The following is a 10,321-nucleotide window of genomic DNA, read 5'->3' as shown; positions in this document are numbered from 1 at the left end:
GCGCTGTATTATCCCAGGTCAGCCATCAGCACTTTTGAACGACGCTGATAGTTGTACATCTCTTTCTTACTTTCCGGCAGTGAATCAATATCGACCGGCGTAAAGCCGCGTTCCTGGAACCAGTGAATGCTGCGGGTCGTCAGAACAAACAGCTTGCTGAGCCCAATCTGCCGCGCCTGAGCTGCCACACGCTCCAGCAGCATCTCGCCGCGGGAAGAGCTGCGGTAGTCAGGATGCACGGCAACGCAGGCCATTTCACCGATCTTCTCCTCCGGGAACGGATAGAGCGCGGCACAGGCGATGGTCAGGTTATCGCGCTGGATGATGGTGAATTTGTCGATCTCCATCTCCAGCTGCTCGCGTGAGCGGCGAACCAGAATTCCCTGCTGTTCCAGCGGACGGATCAGTTCCAGAATGCCGCCAATATCGTTGATGGTCGCGCGGCGGATCTGCTCGGCGCTCTCCATCACAATCTGCGTACCGATACCGTCGCGGGAGAACAGCTCTTGCAGCAGCGCACCGTCTTCCTGATAGCTGATCAGGTGGCTACGGCGCACGCCGCTGCGGCAGGCTTTCACTGCTCCGCGCAGAAAGCGCACGGTGCCGGAGTGGTAATCTCCCGCTTCTTCGAGCGCTTCAACGCGCGCCTGCGCTTCGTTGGGGAATAGTTCAGGCACAATCATCCCTTCATCGTTTTCGACACCCTGCGAGGAACAAAACCCAATCATTTTTTCCGCTTTCAGCTTGATAGCAAGCTGGGTGGCGATCTCTTCAGACGTCAGGTTAAAACTTTCGCCCGTTACAGAAACCGCGACCGGACCCATCAGCACGATGGCACCGCTGTCCAGCTGGCGGTGAATAGCCTCTTCATCGATACGACGAATACGACCGCTGTGGCAATAATCCACGCCGTCGTCCACGCCAAGCGGCTGAGCGATGATGAAGTTGCCGCTCACGACGTTAATATGCGCCCCCTGCAGCGGCGTATTGTTCAGGCTCATCGACAGGCGGGCGGTAATGTCCAGCTGCAGCAGACCCGCAGCCTGTTTCACCAGTTCAAGCGTTTTCGCATCCGTCACGCGGGTATGTTTGTGATAAATAGGCTCATGCTGATGAGAGGCCAGATTGGCATCGATCTGCGGGCGTGCGCCATACACAACAACCAGGCGGATGCCGAGGCTGTGTAGAAGACCTATATCATTGACGATACTGGAAAAATTTTCATGCTCAATGGCTTCGCCGCCGAGCATGATGACGAACGTTTTCCCCCGATGGGCGTTGATATAGGGAACAGAATGGCGGAATCCCTGGACCAGTTCGGTTCTACGTTCCTTCACCATGGCACAACCCTTAATGAATGTTTATTCGTAATTTCTGTATTTTTATTCGATTATGACCGCGTGTGCAAGCCTAAATTTTCTGCGACACACAGAAAAGAATAAGTAATCCGTGTGTTAACGTATGATTGTTTACCCTTTTATAGATGACAGTTTATGCGTCATTCGTTAAAGTTTTCGGTCAATCTGGACATTTTGTATATCAGTTCGTTTTCTTGCTCGGGAGAAGCATGTCGGGATCCAATTCAGCAATAAGCCGCCGCCGTTTGTTAAAAGGGGCCGGGGCAATGTGGTTGCTTAGCGTCAGTCAGGTCGGTCTTGCTGCCACAAGCCAGGTGGTGGCGGTGCGCGTCTGGCCGTCGTCGACCTATACGCGCGTGACGGTCGAATCCAATCGCGTGCTGAAATATAAGCAATTTGCCCTCAGCAATCCTGAACGTGTGGTCGTGGATCTCGAAGGTGTAAACCTCAATTCCGTGCTTAAGGGGATGGCGGCGCAGATCCGCGGTGACGATCCTTTTATCAAGTCAGCGCGCGTTGGCCAGTTTGATCCGCAGACGGTTCGTATGGTGTTTGAACTGAAGCAGAACGTGAAACCGCAGCTGTTTGCGCTTGCGCCGGTAGCAACGTTTAAAGAGCGTCTGGTGATGGATCTTTATCCCGCCAACGCAACGGACATCCAGGATCCGCTCCTGGCGCTTCTGGAGGATTACAACAAAGGCGATCTCGAACGTCAGGTTCCGCCCGCGCAAAGCGGCCCACAGCCGGGTAAAGCAGGGCGCGATCGTCCTATTGTGATCATGCTCGATCCCGGCCACGGCGGGGAAGACTCCGGTGCCGTCGGGAAATATCACACCCGTGAAAAAGATGTGGTGCTGCAGATCGCCCGTCGCCTGAAGGCATTGATTGATAAAGAAGGCAATATGCGCGCCTACATGACGCGTAATGAGGATGTCTTTATTCCGCTAAAAGTTCGCGTGGCGAAAGCGCAGAAGCAGCGCGCGGATCTGTTCGTCTCCATCCATGCGGATGCCTTTACCAGTCGCCAACCGAGTGGTTCATCGGTTTTTGCACTCTCGACCAAAGGGGCGACCAGTACTGCGGCAAGATACCTTGCGGATACGCAGAACGCCTCGGACTTAATTGGTGGCGTGGGCAAGAGCGGCGACCGCTACGTCGATCACACCATGTTCGATATGGTGCAATCATTAACCATCACCGACAGCCTGAAATTTGGCAAAGCGGTGCTGGGCAAGCTGGGCAATATCAATAAGCTGCATAAAAACAGCGTCGAGCAGGCCGGGTTTGCGGTACTGAAAGCGCCGGATATTCCGTCCATCCTGGTAGAAACCGCGTTTATCAGTAACGTTGAAGAGGAGCGTAAGCTCAAGACGGCAAAATTCCAGCAGGAAGTGGCGGAGTCGATTCTGGCAGGGATTCGGGCGTATTTCTCAGACGGGGCGACGCTGGCGCGACGTGGTTAGTGCTGTACGCCGGGTTATCGCCCGGCAGTTTCACAAACTGCAGATACAAAAAAACACCCTTAAGGGTGTTTATTGTTTTTAGAAGTGTTGGTTGCGGGGGCCGGATTTGAACCGACGACCTTCGGGTTATGAGCCCGACGAGCTACCAGGCTGCTCCACCCCGCGTCCGTCTTTCTACAGTCGTAGAAACTTACTTCTTCAAATTTGATTGGTTGCGGGGGCCGGATTTGAACCGACGACCTTCGGGTTATGAGCCCGACGAGCTACCAGGCTGCTCCACCCCGCGTCCGTCTTTCTACAGTCGTAGAAGATACTTCATCAAATTTTAATTGGTTGCGGGGGCCGGATTTGAACCGACGACCTTCGGGTTATGAGCCCGACGAGCTACCAGGCTGCTCCACCCCGCGTCCGTGGATGCGCACTATACTCGGTTAGGTTTGTGATGCAACCCCTTTTTCACATAAATCATGATTTTGTATGCAAATTGAACGACATGGCTTTGTTTGGACTATTTTTTGCGCAAAATTTGCCAAAGGGCATGTGATTGCATTTCATTAGCCCTGGCGGTTTGTTATCTTCATCACGCGGATAAGGGCAACTTAAAGACGAGATATAATGAAAGGACGTTGGGCGAAGTATCTGATGACGGGCGCAATGGTAGCGATTCTTGCGGCCTGTTCTTCCAAACCGACCGATCGCGGTCAACAGTATAAAGACGGGAAGTTATCCCAGCCTTTCTCTTTAGTTAATCAGCCTGATGCGGTCGGCGCACCGATCAATGCCGGAGATTTCTCCGAGCAGGTCTACCAGATCCGCAATGCGTCACCGCGTCTGTATGGCTCACAGAATAATGTCTATAGCGCGGTACAGGACTGGCTGCGTGCGGGCGGTGATACGCGCAATATGCGCCAGTTTGGTATTGATGCCTGGCAGATGGAAGGGGCGGATAATTACGGCAACGTTCAGTTCACCGGATATTACACGCCAGTGATTCAGGCGAGACACACCCGCCAGGGCGAGTTCCAGTATCCTATCTACCGTATGCCGCCAAAACGCGGCCGCTTGCCGTCTCGTGCTGAGATCTACTCCGGTGCGCTGAGCGAAAATTACATCCTGGCCTACAGCAACTCGCTGATGGATAACTTCATCATGGATGTTCAGGGCAGCGGGTACATTGATTTCGGTGATGGTTCGCCGCTTAACTTCTTCAGCTATTCCGGTAAAAACGGTCATGCCTATCGCAGCATCGGTAAGGTGCTGATCGACCGTGGCGAAGTAAAGAAAGAAGATATGTCGATGCAGGCGATCCGCGAGTGGGGCGAAAAACACAGCGAAGCAGAAGTGCGTGAGCTGCTGGAGCAGAACCCGTCGTTCGTCTTCTTTAAACCGCAAAACTTCGCGCCGGTGAAAGGGGCGAGTGCGGTACCGTTGATTGGTCGCGCATCGGTCGCCTCGGATCGGTCGATTATTCCTGCGGGCACTACGCTGCTTGCTGAGGTTCCTCTGCTGGACAACAACGGCAAATTTAACGGCAAGTATGAGTTACGCCTGATGGTGGCGCTGGACGTCGGCGGCGCAATCAAAGGCCAGCACTTCGACATCTATCAGGGTATTGGCCCTGACGCAGGCCATCGTGCGGGCTGGTATAACCACTACGGACGCGTATGGGTGCTGAAGGCGGCACCGGGTGCCGGAAACGTATTCAGCGGCTGATTGTGGTATTCTGAGCGCAATACGGATTACTGTTCAGGGTGAGGAAAACCTCACCCTTTTTACATCTGAGGTTTTATGTCTGTGGTAATCAGCGACGCCTGGCGCCAGCGTTTTGGCGGTACGGCACGTTTATATGGTGAAAAAGCCCTCCAGCTGTTTGCGGATGCGCATGTCTGCGTCGTGGGCATTGGTGGTGTAGGGTCGTGGGCGGCAGAAGCGCTGGCGAGAACCGGTATTGGCGCAATCACGCTGATTGACATGGATGACGTTTGCGTGACCAACACCAACCGTCAAATTCACGCCCTGCGTGATAACGTCGGCCTGGCGAAGTCTGAGGTGATGGCGGAGCGTATTCGTCTCATCAACCCCGAGTGCCGCGTGACGGTGATCGACGACTTTGTGACGGCAGATAACGTCGCGGAGTACATGAGCAAAGGCTACAGCTATGTGATTGACGCCATCGACAGCGTGCGGCCAAAAGCGGCACTGATCGCATACTGCCGTCGCTACAAGGTGCCGCTGGTCACGACGGGCGGGGCGGGCGGTCAAATCGATCCGACGCAGATCCAGGTGGCCGATCTGGCGAAAACGATCCAGGATCCGCTGGCCGCGAAGCTTCGCGAACGCCTGAAAAGCGACTTCAACGTGGTGAAGAACAGCAAAGGCAAGCTGGGTGTTGACTGTGTGTTCTCAACTGAAGCGCTGGTTTATCCCCAGGCAGATGGGTCTGTCTGTGCGATGAAGAGTACGGCTGAAGGGCCAAAACGAATGGATTGCGCCTCCGGCTTTGGGGCAGCCACCATGGTGACCGCCTCCTTTGGCTTTGTGGCGGTCTCTCACGCCCTGAAGAAGATGATGGCGAAGGCGGAACGTCAGGCCTGAGCCTGACGCGCTGCGTCCTGTACCGCGTCGCTGAGCGCGATCAACCCCTGACCGCGCGAGGCGCTGAGCTGCGCGCGCAGCCCAAGCTCATCAAACAAGGCCAGCGGCGAATGTGCCAGCAATTCCGCCGCGTTTTTCCCTTCCACTGCGGTTAACAGCACCGCCAGCAGCCCTCTGACGATACGGCCTTCGCTGTCGCCAAAGAAGTGCAGTTTCTCGCCGGAGAGGCTATACCCCAGCCAGACGCGGTTTTCACAGCCTGCAATCTCTTTTGCCTGCGCTTTGAGATCGTCTGAAAGCGCAGGGAGCTGTTTACCCAGCAGGATCAACTGACGATATTTATCTTCCCACTGTTGGAGCGGGGCGAAGGTCTGTTTTAAGGTCTCTTCTGTGATGACCGTGCCAAACGGATGTCCGGCTAAAGCAGCGCTAGTCATTAATCCACCAATAATTCAAGGGCGCGGTCAACGGCGGCAACCAACGCGTCAACATCGCTTTGTGTGTTATAAGGCGCGAAGGAAGCACGTAGCGTACCGCTAACGCCAAGCGCCGTCAGCAGCGGCTGGGCGCAGTGCTGTCCGGCGCGCAGGGCGATGCCATATTCCGCCAGCAGCGTGACCATATCACTGTGATGCACACCTGCAAAGTCAAAGGCGAGCAGGCTGGAATCCTGCACGCGGAACGAGCGGAAACCGGGGCGTTTTTTAAGCTCTTCTTCTGCAAGCGTAGCCAGACCCCGGCTCCAGCTTTCAGCCTGAGCCACGTCCGTTTCTTCCAGCCACTCAAGCGCCGCGCTTAAGCCAATCACGCCCGCCACGTTCGGCGTACCGGCTTCCATACGGTAAGGCACCTCCTGGGTTTTAAAGCCGTCGAAGGTGACTTCGGCGATCATCTTTCCGCCGCCGAGCCACGGCGTCATTTGCGCCAGCAGTTCAGGCTTGCCGTATAAGGCCCCGATGCCGGTTGGCCCGTACAGCTTATGTCCTGAAAAGGCATAGAAATCAATATCCAGCATTTGCACATCCGCCGGAAAATGCACCACGCCCTGCGCACCGTCGACCATCACCACCATATTGCTGGCATGGGCGATCGCAATGGCTTTAGCCAGATCTGGACAGCCACCGGTAACGTTAGACATCTGCCCCAGCGCCAGAATCCGGCTGCGGGGGGTGATAAGCTCTGGTAAACGTGCCACGTCCGGCAGTAAATCGGCACCCAGCGGGAGCTTCACAATGCGCGCGCCCGTTTGCTCTGCCACCATCAGCCACGGCACCAGGTTGGCATGATGTTCAGCCTCGCTGACAATGATTTCATCGCCCGGTTGAAGCCGCGGACGTGCGTAGCACTGGGCCACCATATTGATGGCCTCGGTGGTGCCGCGCGTCCAGACAATATTTTTCCCGCTTTCGGCATTAATCAGCCGTGCGACCCGATCGCGAGCGGCCTCATAGCGCGCAGTAAGATGCTGCGCTTCAGCGTACTGGCTGCGATGCACATTGCCTGCACTCAGGCTGTAGAATTGCTGCGTTGCTTCAATGACCGCCTGAGGCTTCAGGGCCGTGGCAGCGCTATCAAGGTAAATACCGGCATCGGCCAGCGCCGGAAACTGTGCGCGAAAGTGCGCAGGACTGAAAGCGTTCATGGAATTCCTCGTGTCGATAAAGAGATCGTCGCGCAATTTCATCGGCAGGGCAAGGAGGTTGGTATCTATAAGATTTGTCTGCATATCCTGGCGACCTCGGAAAAGCAGGTTATGCTAAATAGTGTTAGGTGGATGTTTTAGCCTGTTATAAATCGAGGTTTGAATAGCATTAATTGCTAAAGGAGAATAATCATGAAAAAGACAGCCGCAATCATCTCAGCCTGTGTGTTTACTTTTGCCCTGAGCGCCTGTTCCGGTAATAACTACGTGATGCATACCAACGATGGTCGATCTATCGTTTCGGAAGGGAAACCGTCTACCGATAATGATACTGGGATGATTTCGTACAAAGATGCAAACGGGAACAAACAGCAAATCAATCGCAGTGATGTGAAAGAGATGAAAGAAATCGAGCATTAACAGCGAGATAAGCGAAAAAAAAGCACCGCAAGTTGGCGGTGCTACATTAATCACTATGGACAGACAGGGTAAATGTACAGGAAGTGAAAAATTGGTAGCGTTGCTACCGTGGTCTGAATCGCAGACCAATTGCAAACACAACAACACAACATCACAACCGTAAGCCAAAAGCCCTTCAGAACACGCATTCCAAAAAACTTTTCGTTCCGGCTCAGGAAGTGCCGCCACTATAGGTATTTGCTGGTAGTTCCTCAACGGACAAATTATAATGGCTCAGATAAAAAAAACTAATAGGTTAAACGTTGTTTCCTATATGTTAAATCTTGTTAACATCTAAGCCAGATAACCATGTCGAAGCGATTGCCACCTCTTAATGCATTACGTGTTTTTGATGCAGCAGCACGTCACCTGAGTTTCACCCGCGCAGCAGATGAGCTTTTTGTGACTCAGGCCGCAGTAAGTCATCAAATCAAGTCCCTGGAGGATTTTCTGGGGCTTAAGCTGTTCCGTCGACGCAACCGCTCCTTGCTTCTGACTGAAGAAGGCCAGAGCTATTTTCAGGATATTAAAGAGATTTTTTCCCAACTGACGGAAGCCACGCGGAAACTGCAGGCCAGGAGTGCCAAAGGCGCGCTGACGGTCAGTTTATTGCCCAGTTTTGCCATTCAGTGGCTGGTGCCAAGACTCTCAAGCTTTAACTCAGCTTATCCGGGAATCGACGTTCGAATCCAGGCCGTGGATCGTCAGGAAGACAAACTGGCTGACGATGTGGATGTCGCTATTTTTTATGGCCGCGGCAACTGGCCGGGCTTGCGTGTTGAAAAATTATACGCAGAATATCTGCTGCCTGTTTGTTCGCCGCTGCTGCTGACAGGCGACAAGGCGCTGAAAACGCCCGCTGATTTGGCGCAACATACGCTTTTGCATGATGCTTCTCGCCGTGACTGGCAAACTTATACCCGCCAATTAGGTCTTAACCATATAAATGTGCAGCAGGGACCCATTTTTAGCCACAGCGCGATGGTGTTACAGGCTGCTATTCACGGGCAGGGCGTCGCGTTGGCGAATAACGTGATGGCACAGTCCGAAATTGAGGCTGGCCGTCTGGTCTGCCCGTTTAATGATGTTCTGGTCAGCAAGAATGCGTTTTATCTGGTTTGTCATGACAGTCAGGCAGAACTGGGTAAAATAGCCGCCTTCCGACAGTGGATCCTGTCTAAAGCGGCAAACGAGCAAGAAAAATTCCGCTTCAGGTATGAACAATAACTTTTGTGTGCTGTGCACGCATCACTTAAGGACTGAAACATGACCAGCCGATTCATGCTGATTTTTGCCGCGGTGAGTGGCTTTATTTTTGTGGCACTGGGTGCTTTTGGCGCGCATGTGTTAAGCAAAACTTTAGGGGTGGTAGAGATGGGCTGGATCCAGACCGGCCTTGAATATCAGGCGTTTCACACCCTGGCAATCTTTGGGCTGGCGGTGGCAATGCAGCGCCGCATCAGCATCTGGTTTTACTGGAGTAGCGTGTTTATGGCGCTGGGTACCGTGCTATTCAGCGGTAGCCTGTACTGCCTTGCACTCTCTCATTTGCGCCTGTGGGCGTTTGTTACTCCTGTCGGCGGCGTCAGCTTCCTGGCGGGATGGGTATTAATGTTTATCGGAGCTATCCGTCTGAAACGCAAGGGCGTTGTTCATGAATAAGGTTGTTTTATATTGTCGCCCGGGGTTTGAGAAAGAGTGCGCCGCGGAAATTACGGATAAAGCCGCGAAGCGCGAAGTCTTCGGTTTTGCTCGCGTAAAAGAGAACGCGGGTTATGTGATATTCGAATGTTATCAGCCTGAAGATGCCGACAAGCTGGCACGTGAGCTGCCCTTCAGCTCGCTGATCTTCGCGCGTCAGATGTTTGTCGCGGGTGAGCTGCTGAAAGATCTGCCGCCGGAAGACCGCATCACGCCGATTGTCGGCATGCTGCAGGGCGTGGTGGAGAAGGGGGGCGATCTGCGCGTTGAGGTTGCCGATACCAACGAAAGCAAAGAACTGATGAAGTTCTGCCGCAAATTTACCGTGCCGCTGCGTGCGGCGCTGCGTGACGCGGGCGTGCTGACGAACTACGAAACGCCGAAGCGTCCGGTGGTGCATATCTTCTTTATCGCCCCTGGCTGCTGCTATACCGGCTATTCCTATACCACCAACAACTCGCCCTTCTTTATGGGCATCCCGCGTTTGCGCTTCCCGTCCGATGCGCCGAGCCGTTCCACGCTCAAGCTGGAAGAGGCGTTCCACGTCTTTATCCCGGCGGATGAGTGGGATGAGCGTCTGGCAAACGGCATGTATGCCGTCGACCTTGGCGCGTGCCCGGGCGGCTGGACCTATCAGCTGGTGAAACGCAATATGTGGGTTTCGTCTGTCGATAACGGCCCAATGGCGCAAAGCCTGATGGACACCGGACAGGTCACCTGGCTGCGTGAAGACGGTTTCCGCTACCGTCCAACCCGCAACAACATCTCATGGATGGTGTGTGATATGGTTGAGAAACCGGCGAAAGTGGCCGCGCTGATGGCCTCCTGGCTGGTGAACGGCTGGTGTCGTGAGACAATCTTCAACCTTAAACTGCCGATGAAAAAGCGCTACGAGGAAGTCTCGCAGAATCTGGCGTACATTAAGGAGCAGATGGATGAACACGGTATTAACGTGGAGATTCAGGCGCGTCAGCTGTATCACGACCGTGAAGAGGTGACGGTGCATATTCGTCGCTGGTGGGCTGCGGTCGGCGGACGTCGCGACGAGCGATAGTGCGTGCTTTGTTTTGCCCGGTGGCGCTGCGCTTACCGGGCCTACAACA

General features: G+C 54.2%; 10 protein-coding genes and 3 tRNA genes. 7 read left to right on the top strand and 6 right to left on the bottom strand.

Going from position 1 to position 10,321, the window contains the following annotated elements; all coding sequences use genetic code 11:
- Positions 1–8: 8 nt before the first annotated feature.
- Complete coding sequence (argA, locus tag ACTJJA_RS15290) at positions 9–1,340, bottom strand: amino-acid N-acetyltransferase (RefSeq protein ID WP_010435120.1); 1,332 nt, start codon at positions 1,338–1,340, stop codon at positions 9–11.
- Between the two features lie 227 nt (positions 1,341–1,567).
- On the opposite strand from argA, the gene amiC reads away from it, so the two are divergent.
- Positions 1,568–2,821, top strand: coding sequence for an N-acetylmuramoyl-L-alanine amidase AmiC (amiC, locus tag ACTJJA_RS15285; RefSeq protein ID WP_089601161.1), 1,254 nt, complete (start codon positions 1,568–1,570; stop codon positions 2,819–2,821).
- 88 nt (positions 2,822–2,909) lie between these two features.
- On the opposite strand, the gene ACTJJA_RS15280 is transcribed toward amiC, so the two are convergent.
- The 3 genes from ACTJJA_RS15280 to ACTJJA_RS15270 all read right to left on the bottom strand — a co-directional run bounded on the left by ACTJJA_RS15280 (position 2,910) and on the right by ACTJJA_RS15270 (position 3,228).
- Positions 2,910–2,986: transfer RNA gene (locus tag ACTJJA_RS15280), tRNA-Met, on the bottom strand.
- Positions 2,987–3,030: 44 nt separating this feature from the next.
- A tRNA-Met gene (locus tag ACTJJA_RS15275) sits at positions 3,031–3,107 on the bottom strand.
- A 44-nt stretch (positions 3,108–3,151) separates the two neighbouring features.
- Positions 3,152–3,228, bottom strand: a tRNA-Met gene (locus tag ACTJJA_RS15270).
- Between the two features lie 208 nt (positions 3,229–3,436).
- Between ACTJJA_RS15270 and mltA the strand changes: the two genes are divergently transcribed.
- Entirely contained in the window at positions 3,437–4,534 is a 1,098-nt protein-coding gene (gene mltA, locus ACTJJA_RS15265; protein WP_010435113.1) for a murein transglycosylase A, read from the top strand.
- A gap of 75 nt (positions 4,535–4,609) precedes the next feature.
- Positions 4,610–5,416 carry a tRNA cyclic N6-threonylcarbamoyladenosine(37) synthase TcdA gene (gene tcdA / locus ACTJJA_RS15260; protein ID WP_006811804.1) on the top strand — a complete coding sequence of 269 codons (807 nt, stop codon included), beginning with the start codon at positions 4,610–4,612 and terminating at the stop codon, positions 5,414–5,416.
- Here tcdA and csdE read toward each other — a convergent pair.
- Positions 5,407–5,853 (bottom strand): cysteine desulfurase sulfur acceptor subunit CsdE, encoded by a 447-nt coding sequence (csdE, locus tag ACTJJA_RS15255; protein WP_214594573.1) that lies wholly within the window; start codon positions 5,851–5,853, stop codon positions 5,407–5,409. The genes tcdA and csdE overlap by 10 nt on opposite strands.
- On the bottom strand, positions 5,853–7,058 hold the full coding sequence (gene csdA, locus ACTJJA_RS15250; RefSeq protein ID WP_440668778.1) for a cysteine desulfurase CsdA: 1,206 nt from the start codon (positions 7,056–7,058) through the stop codon (positions 5,853–5,855). The genes csdE and csdA overlap by 1 nt, the downstream gene beginning before the upstream one ends.
- Before the next feature lie 192 nt (positions 7,059–7,250).
- Between csdA and ACTJJA_RS15245 the strand changes: the two genes are divergently transcribed.
- The 4 genes from ACTJJA_RS15245 (at position 7,251) to rlmM (ending at position 10,272) form a co-directional block, all read left to right on the top strand.
- Positions 7,251–7,478: a YgdI/YgdR family lipoprotein gene (locus ACTJJA_RS15245; RefSeq protein ID WP_010435104.1), complete on the top strand. Its 228-nt coding sequence runs from the start codon at positions 7,251–7,253 to the stop codon at positions 7,476–7,478.
- A gap of 348 nt (positions 7,479–7,826) precedes the next feature.
- Positions 7,827–8,744: a glycine cleavage system transcriptional regulator GcvA gene (gene gcvA / locus ACTJJA_RS15240; RefSeq protein WP_010435102.1), complete on the top strand. Its 918-nt coding sequence runs from the start codon at positions 7,827–7,829 to the stop codon at positions 8,742–8,744.
- A 39-nt stretch (positions 8,745–8,783) separates the two neighbouring features.
- Positions 8,784–9,179, top strand: coding sequence for a DUF423 domain-containing protein (locus tag ACTJJA_RS15235; protein ID WP_010435099.1), 396 nt, complete (start codon positions 8,784–8,786; stop codon positions 9,177–9,179).
- Positions 9,172–10,272 carry a 23S rRNA (cytidine(2498)-2'-O)-methyltransferase RlmM gene (rlmM, locus tag ACTJJA_RS15230; protein WP_440668583.1) on the top strand — a complete coding sequence of 367 codons (1,101 nt, stop codon included), beginning with the start codon at positions 9,172–9,174 and terminating at the stop codon, positions 10,270–10,272. The genes ACTJJA_RS15235 and rlmM overlap by 8 nt, the downstream gene beginning before the upstream one ends.
- The last annotated feature ends 49 nt before the right edge of the window (positions 10,273–10,321 follow it).

Source organism: Enterobacter sp. 22452, from assembly GCF_052045065.1.
GTDB classification, from domain to species: domain Bacteria; phylum Pseudomonadota; class Gammaproteobacteria; order Enterobacterales; family Enterobacteriaceae; genus Enterobacter; species Enterobacter mori.
This window is presented reverse-complemented; position numbering and strand designations above follow the sequence as displayed.

Coding starts and splice junctions, on each gene's coding strand:
- argA (WP_010435120.1), bottom strand. CDS start 1,340: ATGGTGAAGGAACGTAGAACCGAACTGGTCCAGGGATTCCGCCATTCT.
- amiC (WP_089601161.1), top strand. CDS start 1,568: ATGTCGGGATCCAATTCAGCAATAAGCCGCCGCCGTTTGTTAAAAGGG.
- mltA (WP_010435113.1), top strand. CDS start 3,437: ATGAAAGGACGTTGGGCGAAGTATCTGATGACGGGCGCAATGGTAGCG.
- tcdA (WP_006811804.1), top strand. CDS start 4,610: ATGTCTGTGGTAATCAGCGACGCCTGGCGCCAGCGTTTTGGCGGTACG.
- csdE (WP_214594573.1), bottom strand. CDS start 5,853: ATGACTAGCGCTGCTTTAGCCGGACATCCGTTTGGCACGGTCATCACA.
- csdA (WP_440668778.1), bottom strand. CDS start 7,058: ATGAACGCTTTCAGTCCTGCGCACTTTCGCGCACAGTTTCCGGCGCTG.
- ACTJJA_RS15245 (WP_010435104.1), top strand. CDS start 7,251: ATGAAAAAGACAGCCGCAATCATCTCAGCCTGTGTGTTTACTTTTGCC.
- gcvA (WP_010435102.1), top strand. CDS start 7,827: ATGTCGAAGCGATTGCCACCTCTTAATGCATTACGTGTTTTTGATGCA.
- ACTJJA_RS15235 (WP_010435099.1), top strand. CDS start 8,784: ATGACCAGCCGATTCATGCTGATTTTTGCCGCGGTGAGTGGCTTTATT.
- rlmM (WP_440668583.1), top strand. CDS start 9,172: ATGAATAAGGTTGTTTTATATTGTCGCCCGGGGTTTGAGAAAGAGTGC.